Here is a 22,966-nt window from a genome sequence, read left to right on the forward strand (position 1 = left end):
ATGATTCAAGCGTTCCTCACCTCATTCTCTGCCTCAAGAGAAGGTTCTTGAATTCCTGCTGCCTTGAGTTTATCTTGATGGACAAGAACTCCAGCCGAACGTGCAAGCTGGCCTATAATATGTCCATCTACTTCATTCTGCTCCTGGAAACGGTACAAACAATTCAGCTGTATTTCCCCATCCTTCAAGCCAACAACCTCACTAATCTCTGTCACTCGTCTAGAGCGGTCCCTGAGACGTGATAGATGAATAACAATATCAATGGCAGATGCGATCTGCTGTCTAACAACTGCAACGGGTAAGTCAGCTCCGCTGAGCACCATCGTTTCCAGTCGTGAGATCATATCCGGAATACTGTTTGCATGGCCCGTGGACAGTGATCCTTCATGCCCGGTGTTCATGGCCTGCAGCATATCCAGCGCCTCACTTCCCCGAACCTCACCGACAATGATTCGGTTAGGACGCATTCGCAGAGAGGAGCGGATTAAATCCCGAATGGAAATTTCTCCTTTTCCCTCCGTATTTGCATTTCGGGTCTCCAGCGATACCAGATTCGGAACAGTAACGATCTGAAGCTCTGCTGAATCTTCAATCGTAATGATTCTTTCATCCGGAGGGATGAACTGAGACAATGCATTAAGAAAGGTTGTCTTCCCTGAGCCCGTGCCTCCACTGATAAACATGTTGTATTTGCTTCGAACAAGCTTGCGGAGCAGCTCCGCCGCTTCATCGCTAATGGCTCTTATTCGAACAAGATCCTCCATTGTCATTGGCTTGTCCGGAAATTTACGGATTGTCATCGTGGGTCCCTTTAACGCAACTGGCGGCAGCACGATATTCACCCTTGAGCCGTCCTTTAGCCTGGCATCCACTATGGGTGAGGATTCATTCACGATTCTGTTGACTCCGGAGACGATCGTCTGGATGATATCCTGCAGCCTCTCTTCCGATTCAAACGTGACAGGTGCCTGGCGCACTTCCCCCCTTTCTTCAATGAATATCTCCGTATGACCGTTAATCATAATTTCTGTAATATGGGGATTATCGATCAGCGGCTGAAGCACATCAAGTCCGCGAAAGGAATCATACAGCCTTCGGATGAGAGCATGTTTCTCACCGGAGGTTAGATGAAGGAGCCCGGAATGGCGGAATACCCTTGCCTCAATATGCTCCATCAGCTCCGAGTCACCTGCCGCAGAAGTAACATCAAGCGTCGAACGAATAGAATTCCTAAGTTCTCTAAACGAAGTATCCATCATGGCGAATATTCCTTCTGCAGCATTCCGGCAGCATCGCATAATCTTCGCATTTCTTTTTGATAAATCGGTGACCCGAGCAGCAATTCCGGCTCTTTCATCTGCTTCCACGATGGAATATATGGCAAATATAAGCCGGTATGCATATATTCATCAGGCATCGTATTTACAACCGTTCCCGTATACCGATTAATGACATAAGTGGACTTCTCCTGAATCTGCCCCGTCCTTATCGGATCAAGCTGCTCTTGATATTTCATCCACGCCGAAGCCTTAGCCAGCGTATGGATATCATCAGACAGAAGCCAGATCAACAGATGGGATCTATCCATTAAGGCCTCTGCTCTCTCATCCCATACCGAGTCATGGTCAGTAATGATATATTGATAATGCTCTGATGCAATCAGCACTTCTAATAGTGCGTGCACATCCGACTTTGTGAGCTGGCGCAGCTCATTCCGATTCCTGGCCGGGTAGAAATAATGGGATTTAATCTGTTCATTCCACATGACATAGGATCTGACATCAATTCTCTGTTCCGAAGCCTTTCCTCCTGAACGCCGTGCTCTGATAAGATACATAAGTCTGGAAAAGGCTTCTCCCAGCTCTTCCTCGCTTCCCGCCTGAAGGCTTGTCTGAAGAAACGGCTTGGTGCTGTCGAGTGTTTCCAGGTTCAAATAAAATACCGAATACCCCGCACGGCCTAGCTGCTTCGCAAGGTTTAAAGCAACTGTCGTTTTGCCGCAGCCCCCGGAAGCCGACGTGACCCCAATCACCAATGACTCCTCTCCGGATCTGCTGACTAAACGAACGTTGCCTGAGCTTGAAACAGCTTCTTCCAAGGCTCCAAGCAGAGCAGATAAGGGCTGGTACTTCATCACGAGGGGCAGATCTCCGTCAGGTGAATCCTGCTCTGCCAGCAATAGGATCGGGACACGCGCTTGATCTAATCCATCCCGCATTAGCTCTATAAATTCCAATTCACCAACGATTAAATCCGGCATCGATGCACGAGTCTGTTCATTCATATATCTCATCATCGCTTCCGGTTGCGAGAAGGCCGTTACATGAAACTTCCTTGAATATTCACTTCCTTGCACGTAATCGAGCACCGCATCTACGTACTCACGCGTTCTGCTTGCCAGTACAATCTTCCTTATGATCAGATGCATCTCTCCCTTCCAGCACAACGAAAAAAAAGCACCGTCCATTTCCCGTATCTCCTACGGTATAATGGACGGTGCTTCCGTCACGTGCTGTTTAATTTAATGCTAGATTAGCATAATATTCCATGCTGAGCAAGCACATTTTATGATTATTTATTACGGAATCAAACATCCGTTCCCTTTTCTCATCTTATATAGTACACTATTGAAATGCCTGCTGCCTACATAACAACACCTTAGAATGGAGTGATCAATGTGTCGAAGAAGTGGGCAATCTTAAGCATTCTATGCCTCTTTGTAATTATGATAGGCTGTACGCAGCAAGATGAGCATGAATTTCCCAGGGTACCCGTTACACTGGATCGAGCCGTAGATGGAGATACATTCAAAGTCATCTACGAAGGCAAGAGCCAATCTGTTCGTATGCTGCTCGTGGATACCCCGGAGACCTCTCATCCGAAGCTCGGTGTTCAGCCTCTCGGCATTGAAGCGAAAGAGTATACCAAACAGGTACTTGAACAAGCTGACAAGATCGAGCTGGAGTTTGACATTGGGCAGAACCGGGACAAATATTCTAGACTGCTTGCTTATGTATACGTCGATGGTGTCATGCTTCAGGAATCATTGCTTGAAAAAGGCTATGCAAGAGTCGCCTATATTTATCCGCCAAATGTGCGATATGTGGATCAGTTCGAAGCCATACAGAAAGAAAGTCAGCGTGCAGCCATCGGTATATGGGAATACGAAAATTACGTCCAGGAGGACGGTTTCCACAAGGACGAATATGAATCTGAGACGGTACCAGGTACGAAAGACAACATTGCAGCTAATGGCAATTCTAGTCAACAGCCGGATCGTTCCTGTACCATCAAGGGCAATATCAACTCCAGTGGAGAAAAAATATATCACACCAAGGAATCCCCTCAATATACTAAAACCATACCCGAGGAATGGTTCTGTACAGAGGAAGAGGCTGAACTGGCCGGTTTTCGTGCACCCAAAAAATAATCCTGTGGATACGCCGGCTGGAGCATCCAGCCTCTTTGGCAGCATTCACAGCTCTAGCAATATACGCATTCAAAAAGCCGCCTTTCCATTATACTGAAAGGCGGCTAAAATCATATTTTATGCTTATTACTTATAAGAAACGTTCCCGAATCTCCGGTGTCGGCAGCATACAGGCATCTTCCCCATCTCGTCCGAACCAGCGATAGCGATTGCGGGCAATGAAATTATACATAATGTCTCGAATAAAATTTGGTACAACTATGAAGCCATAAGCCAAGTAATATGGAAACTTCAATCTTCGAGCTACCTTCAGCGCAGCTGTTGAGCGCGTGTGATATACTCCTTTTTCAATATATACAAAGGTATCCATGGCATCCACGGATAATCCGCCCTGCTCCAGTAAACGTCTTCCGACTTCAGATTGAAGCGAAGCAAAGTAGAATACACCTTCCGAATCCCGCTGAATAATCCATTTCGTTATACCCTGGCACAAATGACACACACCATCAATGAGGACGATATGCTTGTCGCTATAATTCTGCATCCTTCATCTCTCCCGGATTATAATGAATGCATATCACATATATAGAAAAAAAGCGCTAGGATGCTCTTCCTAGTCGCTCATCATCGAATCTGCTTCTTACTTCGTCGCTTGTTCGATCAATTGATTATCCTGAATTTGCTCATGAATCTCGCCTGCAAACTTCTCCATGCACTTGCAGATAAAGTCTTTGCGGCATACCGGACAAGGTGTCTTCTGAAGACGGCTGATGCTTGTCATTTTCCATTCCGGATCACGGGAATAGAATACACGGCACAGTGTTCCGTCCGCGAGCTTCATTGTAAACTCGTAAAGTCCGGCTTCTTCATTTCGGCTGGCAGTTGTTAAGTCTACAATCTGTGGTCTATAAGACATGTAATCACCTGTGATTTCAAATTTATTCATGCCACGTAGCGCATTAGTACTTAGTCATATTAAAGAATTTTAACCCTGATGTCAAATCCCTATACACGAAAAATGAATAAACCTTCCTATTATCTGAAAATTTTCAGAAATATAATCATTAAAAAAGCCGGGAACTCCAGCGTTTATGCAAGAGCCCGGCATTTTAAACGAGATCAGATCGACCTTAAATTACATTAAGCTCAACCGGAATATTACCACGTGTCGCTTTGGAGTAAGGACAGAACTCATGCGCTTTTTTCGCCAGTTCCTCTGCCTGTGCGCGGTCTATACCCGGAATTTTGACATCCAGACGAACCGCGAGCTGGAATCCGTCATCCTGCGGGTCCTTACCGATCATAACGTTGCTGGTTACTTCAACATCACTGAGCTTCACGCCTTCTTTGCGGGCGATGTTGGAAAGGGCGCTCTCATAGCATGCTCCATATCCAGCTGCGAACAGCTGCTCCGGATTCGTTGCGTTACCGCCTGCACCTCCGAGCTCCTTCGGAGTTGACAAGTCATGACGCAATACACCATCCGATGTTTCGAATTTACCGTCTCTGCCACCACGTACTGTCGCTGTTGCTGTATACAATGCTTCCATTATAATCGCTCCTTCTCATCTGTAATCTTGGATTATCGTGCACTGCTCTTTGCTCTGTTATTCATAACAGGAAGGCAAGAGCGAACCATAGCAAGCTGCATATCCTCTTGATGCAATATCATATGCTGTATCTGATGCAGCACCTGTTGCAGCATCCGCTTGCCTATGCTTTTTTCTTAACCTTGTTCCGCAGAAATTAAACATACGAGCATGCACGATAACTCTTGATCACACCCGCTTAGCAGACGCTCCTTTCACCAAAGTTACGTATATCCGCTCATTCTCCACCATATCTCCGGAGAGCAGCTTAAGGAGCTGCTCCGCAGCGAGAGCTCCCCATTTTTGCTTAGAGTAGTTAATAGTAGATAATCGTGGCTGCATATAGCCTGCCAGCTCAATATTATCAAACCCGATCAGATGGATATGCTCACCGATCTTCAGATCCGTTTCCGAAATTCGATTCCATAATCCGATGGCCATCTCATCATTTAGACAGAACACAGCAACCGGCTCTTTGTATTCAGCAATAATTTGTTCAGCGGCCTTCTCTCCTCCGGTCTTCTCGAAGTTGCCGCTGATCTCGATACATTCCACATCATGAGAGCGCTCCGAGACCATACGCACTGCTTTCATCCGCTGCATGGAATCGTAAGAGCCTTCCGGACCGGTCACGACATATATTTTCTTATGTCCGAGTTCGATCAGATGCTCCATCGCCAGGGTAGCGCCTGCTTTGTTATCCAGGAGCACCTGGTTAATGTTCGGATGATCGAGCTCGCGGTCCAGCACAACGATCTTATGACCCAAATCCGCATATTTCAGCAGTTCCTCGCTGGCAAACATCTGATCCAATATAATCGCACCATCGATCATGCGCTCTGGCAGCATTTTGTGAGATTGTTCGCCGCTGCATACAATCAGATCATATCCCTGTAAGTTACTGATTTCCTTCATCCCATGAAGAAGATCACCATATACGTCTCCACGGAAGTCCGTTAGAAATACACCAACGATTTTTGTCTCCCGCTTTTTCAAATTACGTGCTGCCGCATTCGGCACATAATTCAATTCTTTGGCAATGGCCAGAATTTTAGAGCTTGTTTCGTCCGTCACCTTGTTGCTCCCATTAAGGGCATAAGAGACCGTAGAAATAGAAACCCCGGCTTTTTTGGCAATGTCCTTAATACTGACCAATAGTCCTCGCTCCCTCATTTGTAACCAAGCCTTGTTATTTGCTTATAGCTATCTTTGATAAAGATAAGAAATTTACATATAAACATCTATTACATTCAGCTGCTGATTCAGCTCGCTATCCAGCACATGGCGTTCAATGCGAACCCCGCCATCCCGATAGGGATGATCTTCTCGATTCAATTCAGCGTCCCTGCCATTTATAACAATTCGTGCAGATTGATGATCGCCAAGATGATACACAAAAGTTACTCTTTTGCCCGCTATTTCAAAATCAAACTCCATACCATCCAGGTCAGACGGCAGCACGGGGTCAATTATCAGATCCTGCTCGTCCTGGCGTATACCGAGCGCATTTGAAATGAGCTGGTTCATATAAATTCCCGGACCGCTGGAGTATATTCTCCATCCGCCCTTTACTTTGACTTTTCCAGCTCTAAGCTCATCGAAGCGTTCCTGAGCTTCATATCGGTTGCTGAATTTACCATCAGAGCTGCTAAAATAAGCATTGCTTTGCCGCAGCTCCGCATTTGGAACCACTTTGGTGATACCAATCGGATTAATTAAACCAAGACCGCTCCACACCTCATCCTTATAGCCCAGCTTGGCCATCGCCTCAACGTACCTTATATGGGCATGTACATACTGCAGACCGACTTCACGCCCGAAGTTGGACGCCTGCTCAGCCCGTTTGAAATGTGTGCTCACCCCTCCGGCATACACGGCAGGTCTGTTCATCAGTCTTACGCCATCCGGACAAAATAAACGTGTTTTTATCAATTCGTAATGGGACTTGGCCTGCTCCGGACTGAGCAGTTCAGCAATCATGCTTCTCGTCATCGGAAGCAGACGATACTGAATCCCCGTCTCCTCATCGGAAGGATGGAGCATAGGCTTTATATCCTCTAGATTCTCCATATAGATGAAGCCCGGTATGACATTCGTATTTAGCATGTACTTCTGGAAGTCACGCTTAATACCTTCGGATAGGTTCAGAAGCTCTTGTGCAAGGGTACTCTGAACAGACTTCATCGCCTGTGACAGCTGTCGAAGCGTTTGATAAGTAAGAGCTACTGTCCAGCTGCTGACCATGTATTGCTTGAGCTGGGCATTAGCCGGCTGCAGCGTATCATCCCAATCTCCGTCTCCATAGGACGATAGGTACGTATCATGCAGGAAATGACTCTGGATATAACCGATTTCTTTCTGAACATGCTCCAGAATGGTAGAGGTATCTTCAGTAAAATCAAAGCTGTGCTTTAACGTGTACGGAACCCGTTCATCCAGAATACCGTAATCTTGTGTCGCATTTAGATAATCACTGAGCACTTTGAGCGGCCATACGATTATGTCGCCATGACTTTCTTCCTGCTGGATTTGGTTATATTGGTCAAACATGAACCACTGCGGCCAATTACCGTCATCCTCATATTGATGGGCATATACCATTTTAAGAATGTCACGAACTTGTTCATACTTCTGTGTTGCCATGAAATATTCCACAGGACCTTGGCATACGTCCCTCGTCCCCCATGCGGCACCTCCGTATTGCTCAAGTCCGTGCGGAACCGAATAGTGAACCAGCATATTATGCGTATACCACCAGGCAAGTGAATTCACTTTGAATAACGCTTCAGACCGCTCTGAATCAGGGAATTTTAGATGAAACCCATTCATGACACTGCGGAAAAATTCACGATACTTCTCTTTCTCTTCCATAAAATCAGGAGTAATCGAGGGTAGTGACTTGCCGTCCAGCAATCCCTGCATCGTTAAGGTCCAGCTATGACTAGCCGAAATTTGCAGAACAGTGAGAGAAGCATCACCCCGTACGATTCCTTCAGCCAGACAAGTCTCGTCATGAACCTGAAGCTCCGCCCCATCCATCCACATGGTATAAGACAGCTCAGGATACACTTCATGACTTACCGCAGAGGAATCCGCCTTAATTATCAGCTTGCCTTCCTTCTCTGAATAGTGCACAGGCACTTCATACTCATTTACGTTCATCGTCATCTGATTGGATACCAAATACCGATAGCTGTTCCCGCTCTCAGAACGAACCTGAAGCTGAACCTCTGGACGGTCCACTGATGTAAAATTCGTGATAACGAGCATATCATCCTTCAATTTATAATACCATCGAACGTAGTTAAATCCGATTTCAAACAGTGAAGCCATCGTTAATAAACGATACTCGCCGTCTAACTCTATATATATCCGTTGTCCCGATGTCTTCGGAATATTCAATGCGCTGCGTGAATTGCTCATGAGCTTGTTGAAGTTCGTGTTGCCCACAACAACATGGGAATTGAATATTCCATACATATAAGACGTTGTAGTTAACACTTCTGCTCCAAGCTTCACATTGTTCCCGCTCATCAGAATATGACCGTGAGGGCGCTCGACCAGCATTTCCTTGCTTTTTAGCACCACATGCTCGTAGGTATCTGTGAAGAATGCAAGCAATTGCCCATCCTTATACTCTACCTCATGCCGCCCAGCGGCAGGGAACAGCTGATCTACTTCCTCATCAGTCAAGGAGCGTCCGGCGAGTGTCTTACCAATCTGCGGCTTATAGTAAGTGTCTGGCAGTTTATGAGCTGAAGACTTTTCATTCCTTCTTTTATGAGATTTAAAAGTATTCCAGGCATCATCTACCACTTCTTTGTATTCCAGTTCGGTAATGGCTTGTTCGTGATGAGGCCGGAACAGTCCATAAAATACGAATGAAGCTTCGCCCGCAAGCACCGTCTGCTCGGATTGCAGAGCTGTATATGCGAATTCATACTGATATACTTCATTGGCAAGTGTCTTGTTCTGCAGTGCTTCGGGTATATTCGTCTCTTTATAAGTAAGTCCATAGAACTGGAAACCGTCTGTCGAGTAGCCTGCTGCACCCGTCAAGGATCCTTGCTGAAGATATGGGAAAGTTCCGCCTTGCGGCTGATTTTGCCGGGAGCATACGACATACCCCTTCTCGGCATCTTCAAATACGGTATGGTCAATGTATTGAGACAAGTAGGCCTCATTGCTGCGTACAGCTCCCGTATCGGCAATTCCAACGTCCTGGCCGTAGATCACATCCACCTTCTGCTCTTCACCTTGAAGTGTTACTTCCCAGAACCACACACCTTGATCTGTCGGAGCAAAGGTTACTGTATAAGCGATGCTTCGCACAGTTCCTGTCCATTCTAGACAATTCCCTTTTTGATAAACATGGCTATCCGAGTGGATACCCAATAAAGGGTACGCCTCAATACCATTTTCAGAATGAATACGCAGGTAAATATTGTTCAGTGAACCGTCTAAGGGGCTCAGCATCAGCTGATTGATCATCACCTTGCCGCTTACCGCTTGAAATAAATCTCCGCTATCCCAAAAAGTAAAGGACAAATCGCCGGCCTGCACTCTTCTTCTCGCATTTGTCAATGTCGTCATGTGTAAGTGTGTTCCTCCTGTCCACTCTCTCTATATACTGATGTATTTCCACCCTACAGCGCATTCAGCTCATCCAGCACAGGCTGTACAAGCGACATTTTGCTCTCTACCCATGCTCTCCAGTTCGCTTCCAGGTCGCCTTCCTTAAGGATCAGATTCGTATACTCTGTCGCATAGTCGAAGGAGGCTTGATTCTTCGCTTTGGAATCGTACAGCTGCACAGTCCAGTCATACTCCGCGAGTGCGCCGCCTTCTTCACCAAGCTTCGCCTTGTTCTGGTAATGAGTGAGAGCTCTCTCACGGTAATCTTCTTTAATGGCAGGGTTAATCATGCTGAAGTCGTCGCCGAGCAGATACAACCCTTCAAACCGGCTCGGATATTTATCCTCCAGACTTGTTCCATTCTCCAGCAGGCTCTTCAGATTGCCATTCTCGTCATACTCCCAATCCGTTCCTTCAAATCCCATGTTAAGGATCAGCTGTCCTTCCTCACTGGTCGTATAATCGAGCATATCCATAATGCGTTCAAACTTGGCATCATCAATATCCGGAGAGAAGATCAGTGCGGACCAGAAATTGGCCTGCTCCAGATTGCGGTATTTACCGTCATCACCCAGTACGATTGCGGTATGAACAAGCTCATCACTCTCTACGCCCAGGTTCTTTCTCATAGCGGTGTCGACGTCTTGTCTATAAGAAGCTAGACCGCCAAGACTTGTCACAGCAGCGGTTCCGCTTACTCTGAAGTTGTCGCTGCCTTCACTGTTCTTCCACGTATAGAACTCAGGGTTGAGCAAGCCTTCTTTATATGCCTCCTGCATCAGCTTAAGACCTGTAAGCGTCTCTTCATCAGCAGCTCCCCAGTGATACTTCCCATCCTCGCCTTTGTAGAAAGCAGACTCTACTCGTGAATGCGCACTGTTCGGCATGATCATGTTCGTCAGTGCATCATCCGCATTAAAGGACAAGGGCACCAGATTAGAACCTACATTGCCTGGATCCTGCTCTTTCACAAGTCTTGCGTATTCCATAAGCTCACCCGTAGTGTAAGCATCCTTCAGCTCAAACCCTACTGCATCAGCCCAGTCCTTCCGAAGTGCAATAACGCCGATTTGGTTGACCAGCGGATCTGCCGGCTTGTTCTCGTAGTACACGGGTCGTGGCAGCAAATACGTACCGCCAGTCAGCTCCTCCAGCTGCTCACCAAGGCCGGTCAGCTCATAGGCTGCTGCCACGTTGGGCCAGCGCTCTTTCCAATCTTCTGGGAATTCATACAGCAGTCCTTGATCGATATAATTCATCGCATCCCCATGCACGTAGTTCCATGTCGCTACATCTGGCAGGTCACCGGAGTTGATCCATAGACGAAGCTTCTCCCCCCAGGAATCCCACTCAATAAAGTTGTACTCCCAGTCGATGTTGTACTTATCCATCCAAAACTGATGGAATTCATTGTCCAGCTGCCCTTCCTTCAATTGAATTGTACTGGCTACGGAAACCGTCATTTTGTCCACATAGTTTCCATTCTCATCCTTTTCGTTGCCACCGGATGCGCCTCCGTTAGAACAAGCTGTCATGACAAGCAGAACAAGCGACATGACGGTTACCAGTGCAGATTTCAACAATTTCTTCTGATTTGTTTTCATGTTATACCCCCATGTTTGATATAGAAGCTGAATGAAAAATATCAATGTATGATCAGGTCTTGATTGCCCCTGTTAGTACCCCTTTGGCAAAATGCTTCTGAAGCAGCGGGAAGAAGCACATAATCGGAACCATGGTCACAACGACAGCGGCCATCTTCATTCCCGTAGAGAACGAGTTCTTTCCTACCGCCTCCACACTCGATGCATTCGACGCATTGGTCGAGGATTCCACGATAATGGCCCTCAGCACATTTTGCAGCGGCAGCTGATCCTGTCTCCTCAGGAAGATCATGGCGTCATACCAGCTGTTCCAATACGCTACACCATAGAACAAAGTAATCGTTGCTATGATCGGTGCAGCAAGGGGAAGTACAACCGAGAACAAAATTCTCCATTCACCGGCACCATCGAGCCTGGCTGATTCCATCAGTGATTCCGGCAGGCTATGAAAGTAATTCATCATCAGGATCATATTAAAGGCACTGAAGCTGCCTGCAAGAATGACGGACATTAATGTCCCTGTCAGATGCAGTGATTTCATGACAAGATAGAGAGGTACAATGCCTCCATTAAAAATCATCGTAAAAAGAACAAGGAAGAAGATCAGCTTCTTGCCCGGAAATTTATTGCGGCTAAGGCCATAAGCCATGCTTGTCGTTAAAAACAAGCTGAGTGGCAGCCCAATCACAAGCAGCTTGGTTGTATTCCAATATCCGGTCAGGATACTCCCATCAGCAAAGAGTGCTGTATAAGAATCAAATGTGAACTCTTTAGGAAACATGAGCAGCGGATTCTCCGCATACTCCTTCGGCGTTGCGAACGAGATCATAATGACATTCCAAAAAGGAATTAAGATCAGCAGCGCCATCACACTTAGAACGAAAAGGATAAAATAATCGATAAACGTCATTTTATTGCTCAGGAACTTTGGTTTTTTTCTAGCTATCGTGCTCATCAGTTTATTCTCCTCTCCTATCGGAACAACCCGTCTCCACCCAGCTTCTTAGCTACCCGGTCCGCTGCCAGCAAGAGGAACATGTTCACAAGTGAGCGGAACAGGCTGACTGCAGTCGAGAATGAAAAGTCCGTCGAGGACTGGAAGGTGATCCGATAAATATAGACATCAAGGACTTCGGACACATTCTGTGTCGCTGCATTCGCAAGGTTGAAGATCTGATCAAAACCGGAAGACATCAGCCCGCCGACATTCAAGATGAACATGACTGTAATCGTCGGAAGAATATTCGGCAGCGTAATCCGGAACATCTGCTGCAGTCTTGAGGCACCGTCAATCTGAGCTGACTCGTACTGATCCTGATCAATTCCTGATATGGCCGCCAGATAGATGATGGCCCCCCAGCCTGTTGATTTCCAAATATCTGTGAGCAGGAGCATCGGCACGAAGGTATCCTCTGATCCCAGGAAATTAATCGTTGGCAGGCCGACTAATGCAAGCGCACTGTTCACCAGTCCATCGTAAGCGAGGACATTGATGACAATCCCCGAGACGATAATCCAGGACAGGAAGTGCGGAAACGTAAATACGGTCTGGAATAATTTTTTCGTTCTTCGCATCCGAAGCTCATTCAGCATCAGTGCCAGCAATATCGGAAACGGGAACTGGACGACCAGCTTCAAAATGTTGATATATAACGTTCGCCATACCGCATCAATAAAGGCAGGGTCTCTGAACACGTATTCAAAATTCTCGAAGCCGACCCAAGGACTTCCCCATATGCCCAGGTTCGCTTTATATTCCTTGAATGCGAGCGATAACCCGCCCATCGGCAGATAAGCAAACAGGATGAGCCAGATTAACCCTGGTATGAGCAGAGTATAAGTCATACGGTGTTTCCAGATCTCTGAGAACAGTCTTCGGCTTCTGGTTGGATCTGGCTTTACTTTTTTACCAGACCCAGACTCTAGAGCAGCTGGTTTCAATTTGCATCTCCTCACTCTTCATTGATCTAATCTTCTTAAGCTTCTTCAAAAAGAAATTCAAAAGCAGTACTTAAATGCCTTTCCCAGAAAGACCAGTCATGAGCTCCCGGGCTCTCTACATACTTGAATTTATAAGTTGAATGATTCATAGAAGCGGCAAATTCTCGATTCATGTCTATAAACGGATCGTCACTCCCGCAGCAGCAAAGTATGGATGGAAGACGGGTCCCTTCTTCAGCCCTAGCCCGGGCAAGCGCATACAAATCTTCATGCGGCTGTACCTCCAGATTTGTGCCGAATACCCCTTGCATCTCCTTGATCAAGTCAGTGGTCATGTCACTTCTGTGCAGTCTCTGCTGGATATCCGTCACCCCTGAAAATGAAACGACTTTACGGTAACGTTCTGGATAAGTCAGCCCGCATTTAAGTGCTCCGTATCCTCCCATCGACAATCCTGCGACATAAGTCAGTTCGGGATCCTGGTTCATGTGGATGAGATTGGCACAAGTCCTGGGCAGCTCCTCCGTGATGTAATAAAAATAATCGAGTCCATACGCCATATCGGTGTAGTAGCTTCGATTGGCCTCCGGCATGATGACTGTGCATCCATATTTCTGCGCATACGTCTCCATTGTGGTCATACGATGCCAAGTGCTCGCATTATCTCCTGCACCGTGGAGCAAATAAAGCGTACAACTCGGTCGTTCCCCATATTCTGTTGGAGAGATGACATGGATGCTTGTCGTCATACGGAGCGTCGGCGAACCTGTCTCTACTGCTATATAGGCCATAAAAATCTCCTTTCCGATCCACTTTTTCGAATCGTTTCACCATACTATTCTACGGTTATTCCTCTGTTTTTCGATGATAAAGTCATTTGGAATCGCTTTCTTCGAATCGTTTCGATTCCTATCATAAGCTCTTCTCTTGAAGATTGTCAATGCAGTTTACATGGTTTTTTACCGATCTCTAAAAAGCACAGCTGAAGATATTGACTTTCAAATGAGCCTGTAATACCATATTTCACGATATTCAGAGGACTGGAATCAATCTCCTAATCTCCCTTAAGCTGATTTATGAAATTAATTCCCTGTTCTAAACGTTTCGAAGCTATGACTTGTACTGAAACCTGTGTCAGATCCATGCTGGCGAATTAGGAATGGAGGAAACTATGATACGTACATTGAGCGGCTTTGAGAAGAAGATTAGATTACAAGACTTAAATGTCTTTTCGATTCGTGTGCTGCAGGATGGCGGGCTGGTTGGAGAATGGAACCGTGATCAAGACATGCGTCGTCAGCAGCATTCAATCAGCAAATCATTTACATGCATGGCCGCTGGTCTTGCCATCGAGGAAGGAAAGCTCACACTGGATACAAAGCTCGGTGAATTTTTCAACTACAACACCACTTACCGCTCTCAGGATCCGCAGCTTCCTTCTCCGGATGAGCTCACCCTTTATGATTTGTTACGGATGTCTTCGGGACACGACTCTCCACCGCTATGGCTGCCGGAGCGGCAGTCACTGACGGAGAAGGATTGGGCAAAATACTATTTGTCCCTGCCGCTGAACCGCCCTCCCGGCAAACAGTTTACTTACAGCAGCGGCGATACCTTCATGATCTCGGCGTTGATTCAGGCAGCCGTCGGTGAGACGGTCCACCGTTATTTGAACTCCCGCTTGTTTGATCCTCTGGGTATACATCATGTGGAATGGGAAACCTCGCCTCTCGGGGTCACTTTGGGATGTGCAGGCCTCGTGATCAGCACCGAAGAATTAAGCAGATTCGGCCAAATGCTGCTGGATGAGGGGGCTTACGAGGGCAAGCAGCTGGTGCCTGCAGAATGGATTCAATTTGCGACTCGCAAGCATATTGATTCTGTCGGCGAAGGAGACTGGTCGCTCGGCTATGGCTGTCAGTTTTGGATGTGTTCTCACGGAGCATATCGAGGGGATGGTGCACACGGCCAGCTGCTCGTGATCATACCGGACCGGAGAGCCGTGATTGCTGTTAACAGTGAGGAAGATCGTATACAGTCTATCCTTGACGCAGTGTGGGAGGATGTCCTGCCTATTTTAGAATAAGCCGCCTGTCACTCTTGAACCAACTCCCTTAACGCAGGAAAACTGCGCCCCAGCTGTTAGCTTGCGGCTAACCATCGGAGCGCAGTCCCCCTGCACAGCAGCTACTATCTGCTGTATAAGCCTCAGTTTATTATTAGGTTTATAGAAGCAGGGCCGTCAGTGCGTTCAGATTATTCACAGTATAGTCCGGTGTATCCTTATCATTCGTGGAAGGCTGGTAGCGGCCGTAACCCTGCATAATTCGAATCGTAATCATTCCAAGCGATTTGGCTGGGATAATATCATTATCAATACGATCCCCGATCATGATGGATTCCGAGGGCTCAGCTCCGGCTGTTTTCAGTGCATATTGATATAAGCGCACATCTGGTTTAGACAAGCCTTGTTCGGCCGAACATGCAATAACATCTACATAAGAACGAAGTCCATATTTCTCCAGCCGCTCTTCCGTACCCGGACTTTGGTTAGCCACGATACCGATCCTATAGCGTTCGCCCAGCTGCTCAAGAACAGACCGAGCTTCAGCGTAAGGCTCTTCGAGCTCCTTTTGAAACTTAAGCCTAGGCTTGATATACTCTCTGTCCTCCTCGGAAGGCACGAGCTCCGAAATCGCGTACTGCATGGGAGAAGCGATGTAATTGGAATAGCTCTGAATAAATTTGCTGCGTACGTCCTCCATTGTAATGTTATACCCGAGTCCATTTGCTTCTCTCACAAATTGGCCGATAATGTGATCAACGGGAACCCATTCATTTACGAGTGTATCTCCTATATCAAAAAAGAGCCATTTCACATGATCAAACTTCCCCATAATGCCATTCTCTACCTTTCCATCTGTAAATATAGAAAAAGAGACCCATGCTTATATCACGAGTCTCACATGCTATGTTTCCTTTAACTCCAGTATATCAATCCTGCATCTAATTACGCAAACTGTATAGTAAGCACCTACACTAGCCATTAGCCGCAGTCTCCTGCTTCTATCGCTGTGTGCGTGCAGATCAATTAATTAACAGCAGCCCGTTCTCCATTTAACAGAAATCCTACTTCGCCCTTGATTGTAAAAATAACGTGGTCTGCGCCCATACCGCGGTATACTCCGCGAGGATGATTCAGCTGTGTAATAATAGTAATCGGCTTACGTGTCCAGGGTCTGCATATTTGCAAAAACCGGCAGGTCAGATTCAAGCTGTTCTCAAAAATAAAAATACGTCCTACCGCCGCATTAGGCAGCAGCCATTTACTTGTAAACGCCGTATCCATACGTATAATGTGCTCTACTCCAAGCCGTTTGACCTGCTTCTCTTCCTGTGCACTGTTCGTCAGTACAGCAAAAGAAAGCTTCTTGTACATTAATAATCGAATAAAATTTCTGGCCGCTTCATTTGGTGCCGTAACTAAAATAACTTCATCACTCATTACAATCATTTCCTCCCTGTAATAGAAAAAGACAACAAAAAAAGAACACCGACGATCAAAGGCATGCCCGGTGCTCTCCCACCTATATATCAGAACATGGCAAAACATGACCTGCGATATAGGCGCTACTCGGCTTGCTGCCTCTCCCTTTGTTACGCTTACGAGGTTAGCTGTCGGATTCGGACAAGAGAGATTGCCCTATTCACGGCAATAGCCATGAAATTCACCCCATGGATCGATGCATCCACATCTGGGTCCCCCGCTTTTTGGATCAACAAAAATTCAGCGCATAAATAAAACCACAGAGGATTAAACCTCTGTGGCTGATCGCTCACAAGATTTATCATTCCTCTCTCAAACGTTGGCACAGACGATACCTAGAGAATATTCACGTTAAGCGAAGTGAAGGAAAGAATCATGTATTTCTTCCACATCTCTAGTTCAGCTCTGTACAGCTTACGAGGTTAGCTGTCGGATTCGGACGGTGAGAGTCGTCCTATCTGTTCCTGATGATTCCATATGACATTCCACATGAATCTTCGGTTCAGAATTCACCCCATGCATCGTGTATCATTCGGCTCTCACACCGAATCAAGCACGCTGCCTTACTCTGGTTCCCCCGCTCTCCGCCATATTAGGCAGAAATTAAGCGATCATAGCAATGAGAAACTATTTAAATAAACGGTTGTTCGTTTGCTCAAGATTTACGATATGAATCATACACCCGTTGAAAATCGATGTAAAGCTCCTTCAGCGGCTCATCTTGACGATTTAGCGTTGTTTTTGGATAGAATAAGAGTAAAACATTCATCAATATGCATGCAGCTTATCTGTTCTCAGTTTATCTCGTTATTTCGTTTAATTCTAATGCCTAAGTTTACCTTCGACAATCGTCCCCCTCCATTCTTAAGCTTTGTTTGACTTTCTCCATATATTGTTTAAAATTAAATTGTTATCAATATATATAATAAGATTGATGGGAAACGGCAATACAAGCATCATTTATATTCCAAATTTATAAAAAGGATGGATGAAGGCATGTCGATTTATCAATACCAAGTGAATACACTTAAAGGCCAGAAGTTAAGCATGGAGGAGTACAAAGGAAAAGTACTCTTGATCGTAAATACAGCGAGCAAGTGCGGACTAACCCCTCAATACAAAGGACTGCAGGAGCTATATGACAAATTCAATGACCAATCCTTTGAAATTCTCGGTTTCCCCAGCAACCAATTTGCCGAACAAGAACCGGGCTCAAATGATGAAATCGCAGAGTTCTGCCAAATGAACTATGGTGTGAGCTTCCCGATGTTTGAGAAGATTAAAGTCAATGGAGATGAGGCACATCCGCTGTTCAAGCACTTAAAGGACAGTGCACCAGGTATACTTGGCTCGAAGGCGATTAAGTGGAATTTCACCAAGTTTCTTATCGATCAGAACGGAAATATTGTAAAAAGATACAGTCCACAAACGACACCGGACAAGATTGAAGCGGATATCGCCAAGCTGTTAAAATGAGAATTTTGCATGTAATCCCCGTCGAAACCCACACTGAGCAAAAAAAAGAGCTTGAAGCAAATTGCTTCAAGCTCTTTCGTATGATGCGGTCGAGAGGACTCGAACCTCCACGGGTATACACCCACTACCCCCTCAAGATAGCGTGTCTGCCATTCCACCACGACCGCACATCTTGTATAGCATTTTCGTGCCAACAAAATATATTATACACACTTATCAGCCATAAGTAAAGTCATTATTTTAAAATTTATTTTTTGATTTTAGATAAGACTGTGAAGTTAAGTAAATGTCAATATATCTTACATTAAAAATAGGTATTTAACTGTTTATAGGATATTATTCCGTTTTATTATTGACAGTATAAGGATGTTTATGTAAAAATACATATCAAACATACCGATATTCAAAGATAAATTGACATATACATAACATATGAATTCACCCAAGATGGTTATCGCGTTTAACACAATAAGGGGGCGAATCTGGTGAACAGAGGAAATAAGCTTCTTGATTATGTAAAACTGCTTGATTCCTCACTTCAAGTCGGAGGATTCTCTCATTCCTTCGGACTTAAGTCATACATCGAGGAAGGTACGATCCAAACGACTACCGACCTGGAGACATTCATGCGATGCGAGCTGCATCCAAGTCTCGTGCAGTTGGAAGGCATGGCAATCAAGGCCATCTACACAGCAGTAGAGCAGAAGGATGAGTGGAGAATCGCCCTCATTGATAAGATGCTTCACGTCAAGCGAACCCCTGCTTACAAACGGGAATCCTCCAGAGCCATGGGAAAGCGTCTCATCAAACTGTCTAAAGCGCTGCATCCATGGATGGACTTTGAGCATTTCGAAGCTCTTATCCATCGATATGATGCTGTCGGCTCACTCCCCGTCGTTCATGCCTGGATCAATACTCAGCTTGAGGTTACCGCCGACGACGCAGCTTCCGGTTATCTTCATGCTGCCAAGGATGTATGCCTGATTCACGCAAGACGACTATTAAAAATCGAAACCCGCGATCTCGACGCCTTGTCCAGCGTACTGGACAGTGACCTCGAAGAAGAATGGAACAGAGCCAGAAGCGCAAGCCTCCAGCCCTTCCAGAGCTCAATTCTGTCAATGCAATCCCTCATACCGGGCTTCCCCTTCCACGAATCCGGTATTGAACATACAAGAGCTTAAGCCTAAGGCCCCCCAGCTCACCTCTTCAGGGCCTCCCAAGCCCCTCCCTATCTAAAGCACGCCTGGCCCCCTTCCTCTGCCAGCGTGCTTTTTTTCGTCATAATTCCACTTTACGCTGTCGCAAAAGAACGACGTATGTAAGTGATTAATGATTGTTAGATGACGCAAGAACGTATATAATATGATCAACCTTTTTTTTGGAAGAAACTCAATCTCAACACAACACCTCTGCTCCATTAAAAATGTCAATATAAGTGTAGGGAGAGACTACTATTGTCCGAAGCCGAACCCTTTTTTATAAAGACCTCGTCCGAAGATTTCAAGTCAACCATTGTCATTATTGACGCTTACGGAACGATATGCTCGTACAACCATCCTCTGCCCGAGAAGATGTCCCGTTATGAATGTATTACCAGTACCAATTGGCTGGGTTCTAATTATTTCAATCTAATGGCGTCATTTCCAGGGGCGTGTCCACACAGCATGAATAACATTATCAATCAACTCAAAGAAGTACTAAACAACAACATGGCAGGTTATGTGTGCGAAGTCAGGATACTGCGGGACAACAGTTACATTTGGCTTCGTCTGGAAGCATCTCTATATGAAACCTCCCTCCAATCTGACTTCAAAGGACTTGTCGTTACTCACGTTGATATCACACACCTGAAACACCTTGAACATCATCTCAAGGATGCCTCTTCCCAAATACGAACTCTTCGAGGAATGCTGCCGATCTGTGCTGTATGCAAGCGCATCAGAGATGAAGAAGATGAATGGAATACTGTGGAGAGTTTTGTCGAGAAGCATACACATGCCGAATTCACCCATGATATATGCCCTGAATGCATTCGCAAGCTGTACCCGCAATATGCAAGGATTCTAGATCACCCCTTGAGCTAGTTAACACCAGCGTTCACATAGCTCATGAATCATCAAAAAAAACACTCACCTAGAACGGACTCCTTCCGAATCAGGGCGAGTGTTTTTGTAATACCGTATTTCTTAGTTTAAACCACCTAGACCGTGAGATAATGCTCAAATGCTGCCAGATCCAGATCCTCCGGCTTGCCATGCATCGCAATACTACCCTTATCCATGACATAAATATAGTCTGCCACACTGCGAACAAATTCCTCGCTCTGCTCTACGAGCAGAATGGCCGTATCCTTCTGATTCTTAATCCGAATAATGACATCGCGAATATCATCTACAATCGACGGCTGAATTCCTTCTGTCGGCTCATCCAGCAACAGAAGCTTAGGCCTCGCGGCCAGCGCTCTTGCAAAGGCGAGCTGCTGCTGCTGCCCTCCACTTAGATCTCCACCTTGCCGCTTGTACATCGTAGGCAGCACCGGGAACATAGCAAGCACATCCTCAGGAAACACTTTGCTTCTCTTAGAGGTTGTTTCAAGACCCAGCATCAGGTTCTCTTTTACGGACAGTTGCGGAAAAATATCCCGGCCCTGCGGAACATATCCGATGCCTGCACGGGCTCTCTTCGCAGAATTCCACTCCGAGATATCCGTACCCTCCCAGCTTATTTCACCTTGGCTCGTCTTGAGAACACCCATAAGCGTACGAAGTAGAGTTGATTTACCGACTCCATTTCTGCCCATTAGACACACGACCTGTCCTGGTTCGATATCCAGATGAACACGACGGAGCACCATACTCTCACCATATCCAGATTCAATATTTTTAAGTGACAGCATCCTGCTTCCTCCTTTTGCCCAAATAGACCTCGGCGACAACAGGATTCTGCTGAACCTCAAGCATGGTCCCTTCCGTCAGCAGCTTGCCCTCATGCATCACCGTGACCTTCTCTGCATATTGTCTGACAAACTCCATATCGTGCTCAACAACGACTACAGAGCGTTTCTTGGCAATACTCCGAAGCAGTTCTCCCGTCTTCAACGTTTCATCATCTGTCATCCCGGCCACCGGCTCATCAAGCAGAAGTACATGAGGCTCCTGCAGCAGCAGCATCCCAATCTCAAGCCACTGCTTCTCTCCATGAGACAGCGCTCCCGCCCTTACCAGGATTCGATCGGTTAGACCGATCTGTGTAAGGACTTCTTCCATCGCATGGCTTATCTCGCCTCCACGAAGGCCTCGCAGCGAATGAAAAGCCCCTTTGTTCTGATCATCAGCAAGCTCCAGATTTTCCTTGACCGTTAGACCACCGAACACCGACGGCGCTTGAAATTTCCGTCCGATTCCAAGCCTTGCGATCTGATGCTCTTTTTTACGAGTCAAGTCGGTTCCATCAGGAAGCAGCACCTTACCGGACACAGGCTTCGTTTTACCGCAAATGACATCAAGCATCGTGGTCTTCCCTGCCCCGTTAGGCCCGATCAGAAAGTGAAGCTCATTAGATCTGAGGTTAAGATTCATCCCGTTCACAGCGACGAAGCCTGAAAAAGACACCGTTATGTCCTGAACAGACAGAACCGTTTTTCCTTTAGGATGTAGCTCGTTCGGCTTCAACAACGGACTTGGCATCTCGAGCACCTCCCTTCCGTCTCCACCATCTGGACAGATTATGATATACCCCGACAAGTCCACGAGGCATAAACAAGACAATAGCTACAAATAAACCACCCATAACGAACAGCCAGCCCTCTGGATACGCCTCACTAATCCCTGTCTTCGCTGCATTCAGAATGACGGCACCAATCACAGCACCAATTAATGTCCCTCTGCCTCCAAGCGCTACCCACAGCACCATCTCAATAGAAGGAACGATACCCATCATAGAAGGAGATATAATTCCTACTTGCAGTACATAGAGCATTCCAGCGAGACCAGCAAGCGCCCCTGACAAGGTAAAGGCCAGTGTTTTGTACCAAGCAGGATCATAGCCCAAGAATCGAACACGATTCTCTCCGTCTCGAGCGGCTTCCAGCACCTGACCAAACCGGCTGCGAACGATACGTCTGCACAAAATATAAGCAAGAACCAGAACCACCAGTGTTACATAATACAGCATAATGGTGGTAGTGGGATGGTGCAGCTGCATACCGAAAATTTGGTTATAGCCGGTTAGACCGTTCGTTCCACCTGTCCACTCCTGTTTACCAACAAACAAGGTAACGACAATCATAACAAGCGCTTGGGTCAGAATTGTAAAGTATACTCCGGCGATCCGATTTTTAAAGGTGAAAAAACCGAGTAGAAACGCCAGCAGTGCCGGAAGTAAAATCCCGAGCAGCATCGCGATCGGAAACGATCGAAAGGGCTCCCAGAACCATGGAAGCTTCTCCACACTGTTCCATACCATAAAATCAGGCAGCGAAGCCCCACTTGCCTGCAGCTTCAAATACATCGCCATCGCGTACGCTCCAAGACCGAAGAATACACCATGGCCCAAGCTAAGTACACCACCATACCCCCATATAAGATCCAGTCCTATAGCCAAGATAGCCACGGCCAGAAATTTCGCCAGCAGACTTAGTCGGAACTCCGTGGAAACAAGCGGCGCAAGACTCATTAGAATGAGGACGATCCCCCAGGCGATACGCTGTCCACGAACTCCAAGTTTGTTAACAATCGGCATC

The 22,966-nt window shown here is 46.3% G+C and carries 21 protein-coding genes, 1 tRNA gene and 2 riboswitches; of the genes, 5 read left to right on the forward strand and 17 right to left on the reverse strand.

Translation table 11 applies throughout. The annotated features are described in order from the left end of the window. Positions 1-5 precede the first annotated feature (5 nt). Both BK126_RS07345 and BK126_RS07350 read right to left on the reverse strand, forming a co-directional pair. Positions 6-1,259, reverse strand: coding sequence for a TadA family conjugal transfer-associated ATPase (locus BK126_RS07345; RefSeq protein ID WP_076311948.1), 1,254 nt, complete (start codon positions 1,257-1,259; stop codon positions 6-8). Continuing rightward, the gene (locus BK126_RS07350) at positions 1,256-2,467 is read right to left on the reverse strand and encodes a nucleotide-binding protein (RefSeq protein ID WP_083655757.1); all 1,212 of its coding nucleotides are present in this window, start codon (positions 2,465-2,467) and stop codon (positions 1,256-1,258) included. Before BK126_RS07350 ends, BK126_RS07345 begins: the two co-directional genes overlap by 4 nt. Before the next feature lie 258 nt (positions 2,468-2,725). Between BK126_RS07350 and BK126_RS07355 the strand changes: the two genes are divergently transcribed. Beyond that, positions 2,726-3,430, forward strand: coding sequence for a thermonuclease family protein (locus BK126_RS07355; RefSeq protein ID WP_076312590.1), 705 nt, complete (start codon positions 2,726-2,728; stop codon positions 3,428-3,430). Positions 3,431-3,560: 130 nt separating this feature from the next. Here BK126_RS07355 and BK126_RS07360 read toward each other — a convergent pair whose 3' ends face one another. From BK126_RS07360 to BK126_RS07400, 9 genes are all read right to left on the reverse strand, one after another. Continuing rightward, positions 3,561-3,974, reverse strand: a complete 414-nt coding sequence (locus BK126_RS07360; protein WP_076311949.1) for a thiol-disulfide oxidoreductase DCC family protein — start codon at positions 3,972-3,974, stop codon at positions 3,561-3,563. 96 nt (positions 3,975-4,070) lie between these two features. After that, the gene (locus BK126_RS07365; RefSeq protein WP_047912116.1) at positions 4,071-4,346 is read right to left on the reverse strand and encodes a hypothetical protein; all 276 of its coding nucleotides are present in this window, start codon (positions 4,344-4,346) and stop codon (positions 4,071-4,073) included. A 214-nt stretch (positions 4,347-4,560) separates the two neighbouring features. Then, positions 4,561-4,980, reverse strand: coding sequence for an organic hydroperoxide resistance protein (locus tag BK126_RS07370; RefSeq protein WP_076311951.1), 420 nt, complete (start codon positions 4,978-4,980; stop codon positions 4,561-4,563). Positions 4,981-5,208: 228 nt separating this feature from the next. Then, entirely contained in the window at positions 5,209-6,174 is a 966-nt protein-coding gene (locus tag BK126_RS07375) for a LacI family DNA-binding transcriptional regulator (protein ID WP_076311952.1), read from the reverse strand. A 72-nt stretch (positions 6,175-6,246) separates the two neighbouring features. Further along, on the reverse strand, positions 6,247-9,612 hold the full coding sequence (locus BK126_RS07380; RefSeq protein WP_076311953.1) for an amylo-alpha-1,6-glucosidase: 3,366 nt from the start codon (positions 9,610-9,612) through the stop codon (positions 6,247-6,249). A 53-nt stretch (positions 9,613-9,665) separates the two neighbouring features. Continuing rightward, positions 9,666-11,258, reverse strand: coding sequence for an extracellular solute-binding protein (locus BK126_RS07385; RefSeq protein WP_076311954.1), 1,593 nt, complete (start codon positions 11,256-11,258; stop codon positions 9,666-9,668). Between the two features lie 52 nt (positions 11,259-11,310). Further along, entirely contained in the window at positions 11,311-12,213 is a 903-nt protein-coding gene (locus tag BK126_RS07390) for a carbohydrate ABC transporter permease (protein ID WP_076311955.1), read from the reverse strand. A 17-nt stretch (positions 12,214-12,230) separates the two neighbouring features. Continuing rightward, positions 12,231-13,199, reverse strand: coding sequence for an ABC transporter permease (locus BK126_RS07395; RefSeq protein WP_076311956.1), 969 nt, complete (start codon positions 13,197-13,199; stop codon positions 12,231-12,233). Positions 13,200-13,234: 35 nt separating this feature from the next. After that, positions 13,235-13,990 carry an alpha/beta hydrolase gene (locus BK126_RS07400; RefSeq protein ID WP_076311957.1) on the reverse strand — a complete coding sequence of 252 codons (756 nt, stop codon included), beginning with the start codon at positions 13,988-13,990 and terminating at the stop codon, positions 13,235-13,237. Positions 13,991-14,370: 380 nt separating this feature from the next. Here BK126_RS07400 and BK126_RS07405 point away from each other — a divergent pair, with 380 nt between their 5' ends. Further along, positions 14,371-15,285 carry a serine hydrolase domain-containing protein gene (locus tag BK126_RS07405; protein ID WP_076311958.1) on the forward strand — a complete coding sequence of 305 codons (915 nt, stop codon included), beginning with the start codon at positions 14,371-14,373 and terminating at the stop codon, positions 15,283-15,285. Positions 15,286-15,424: 139 nt separating this feature from the next. On the opposite strand, the gene BK126_RS07410 is transcribed toward BK126_RS07405, so the two are convergent. Together BK126_RS07410 and BK126_RS07415 are read right to left on the reverse strand one after the other, a co-directional pair. Next, positions 15,425-16,078 carry an HAD family hydrolase gene (locus BK126_RS07410; RefSeq protein WP_179085523.1) on the reverse strand — a complete coding sequence of 218 codons (654 nt, stop codon included), beginning with the start codon at positions 16,076-16,078 and terminating at the stop codon, positions 15,425-15,427. Between the two features lie 212 nt (positions 16,079-16,290). Further along, the gene (locus BK126_RS07415; RefSeq protein WP_047912125.1) at positions 16,291-16,704 is read right to left on the reverse strand and encodes a hypothetical protein; all 414 of its coding nucleotides are present in this window, start codon (positions 16,702-16,704) and stop codon (positions 16,291-16,293) included. Between the two features lie 140 nt (positions 16,705-16,844). Next, a riboswitch (cyclic di-AMP (ydaO/yuaA leader) is annotated at positions 16,845-17,002 on the reverse strand. Between the two features lie 140 nt (positions 17,003-17,142). Continuing rightward, positions 17,143-17,366, reverse strand: a riboswitch (cyclic di-AMP (ydaO/yuaA leader). Between the two features lie 376 nt (positions 17,367-17,742). On the opposite strand from BK126_RS07415, the gene BK126_RS07420 reads away from it, so the two are divergent. Further along, entirely contained in the window at positions 17,743-18,222 is a 480-nt protein-coding gene (locus BK126_RS07420) for a glutathione peroxidase (RefSeq protein ID WP_047912298.1), read from the forward strand. An 84-nt stretch (positions 18,223-18,306) separates the two neighbouring features. Here BK126_RS07420 and BK126_RS07425 read toward each other — a convergent pair. Next, positions 18,307-18,389, reverse strand: a tRNA-Leu gene (locus BK126_RS07425). Positions 18,390-18,707: 318 nt separating this feature from the next. Here BK126_RS07425 and BK126_RS07430 point away from each other — a divergent pair. Further along, entirely contained in the window at positions 18,708-19,406 is a 699-nt protein-coding gene (locus BK126_RS07430; RefSeq protein ID WP_076311960.1) for an urease accessory protein UreF, read from the forward strand. Positions 19,407-19,679: 273 nt separating this feature from the next. After that, a complete protein-coding gene (locus BK126_RS07435) occupies positions 19,680-20,309 on the forward strand; it encodes a nitrogen regulation protein NR(II) (RefSeq protein ID WP_076311961.1) in 630 nt (209 codons plus the stop codon). A 116-nt stretch (positions 20,310-20,425) separates the two neighbouring features. On the opposite strand, the gene urtE is transcribed toward BK126_RS07435, so the two are convergent. The 3 genes from urtE to urtC are packed head-to-tail and all read right to left on the reverse strand — an operon-like array spanning position 20,426 to position 22,965. Further along, complete coding sequence (urtE, locus tag BK126_RS07440; RefSeq protein ID WP_076311962.1) at positions 20,426-21,121, reverse strand: urea ABC transporter ATP-binding subunit UrtE; 696 nt, start codon at positions 21,119-21,121, stop codon at positions 20,426-20,428. Further along, entirely contained in the window at positions 21,108-21,911 is an 804-nt protein-coding gene (gene urtD, locus BK126_RS07445; RefSeq protein ID WP_076311963.1) for an urea ABC transporter ATP-binding protein UrtD, read from the reverse strand. The genes urtE and urtD overlap by 14 nt, the downstream gene beginning before the upstream one ends. Beyond that, positions 21,871-22,965: an urea ABC transporter permease subunit UrtC gene (urtC, locus tag BK126_RS07450; protein WP_076311964.1), complete on the reverse strand. Its 1,095-nt coding sequence runs from the start codon at positions 22,963-22,965 to the stop codon at positions 21,871-21,873. Before urtC ends, urtD begins: the two co-directional genes overlap by 41 nt. Between the last annotated feature and the right edge of the window lies 1 nt (position 22,966).

The organism is Paenibacillus sp. FSL H7-0326, assembly GCF_001955535.1.
Lineage (GTDB): Bacteria > Bacillota > Bacilli > Paenibacillales > Paenibacillaceae > Paenibacillus > Paenibacillus shunpengii.

Bases quoted from the DNA above. Each gene is read 5' to 3' on its own strand.
- BK126_RS07345 (WP_076311948.1), bottom strand. From the start codon at position 1,259: ATGATGGATACTTCGTTTAGAGAACTTAGGAATTCTATTCGTTCGACG.
- BK126_RS07350 (WP_083655757.1), bottom strand. From the start codon at position 2,467: ATGGACGGTGCTTTTTTTTCGTTGTGCTGGAAGGGAGAGATGCATCTG.
- BK126_RS07355 (WP_076312590.1), top strand. From the start codon at position 2,726: ATGATAGGCTGTACGCAGCAAGATGAGCATGAATTTCCCAGGGTACCC.
- BK126_RS07360 (WP_076311949.1), bottom strand. From the start codon at position 3,974: ATGCAGAATTATAGCGACAAGCATATCGTCCTCATTGATGGTGTGTGT.
- BK126_RS07365 (WP_047912116.1), bottom strand. From the start codon at position 4,346: ATGTCTTATAGACCACAGATTGTAGACTTAACAACTGCCAGCCGAAAT.
- BK126_RS07370 (WP_076311951.1), bottom strand. From the start codon at position 4,980: ATGGAAGCATTGTATACAGCAACAGCGACAGTACGTGGTGGCAGAGAC.
- BK126_RS07380 (WP_076311953.1), bottom strand. From the start codon at position 9,612: ATGACGACATTGACAAATGCGAGAAGAAGAGTGCAGGCCGGCGATTTG.
- BK126_RS07385 (WP_076311954.1), bottom strand. From the start codon at position 11,258: ATGAAAACAAATCAGAAGAAATTGTTGAAATCTGCACTGGTAACCGTC.
- BK126_RS07390 (WP_076311955.1), bottom strand. From the start codon at position 12,213: ATGAGCACGATAGCTAGAAAAAAACCAAAGTTCCTGAGCAATAAAATG.
- BK126_RS07400 (WP_076311957.1), bottom strand. From the start codon at position 13,990: ATGGCCTATATAGCAGTAGAGACAGGTTCGCCGACGCTCCGTATGACG.
- BK126_RS07405 (WP_076311958.1), top strand. From the start codon at position 14,371: ATGATACGTACATTGAGCGGCTTTGAGAAGAAGATTAGATTACAAGAC.
- BK126_RS07415 (WP_047912125.1), bottom strand. From the start codon at position 16,704: ATGAGTGATGAAGTTATTTTAGTTACGGCACCAAATGAAGCGGCCAGA.
- BK126_RS07420 (WP_047912298.1), top strand. From the start codon at position 17,743: ATGTCGATTTATCAATACCAAGTGAATACACTTAAAGGCCAGAAGTTA.
- urtE (WP_076311962.1), bottom strand. From the start codon at position 21,121: ATGCTGTCACTTAAAAATATTGAATCTGGATATGGTGAGAGTATGGTG.
- urtD (WP_076311963.1), bottom strand. From the start codon at position 21,911: ATGCCAAGTCCGTTGTTGAAGCCGAACGAGCTACATCCTAAAGGAAAA.
- urtC (WP_076311964.1), bottom strand. From the start codon at position 22,965: ATGCCGATTGTTAACAAACTTGGAGTTCGTGGACAGCGTATCGCCTGG.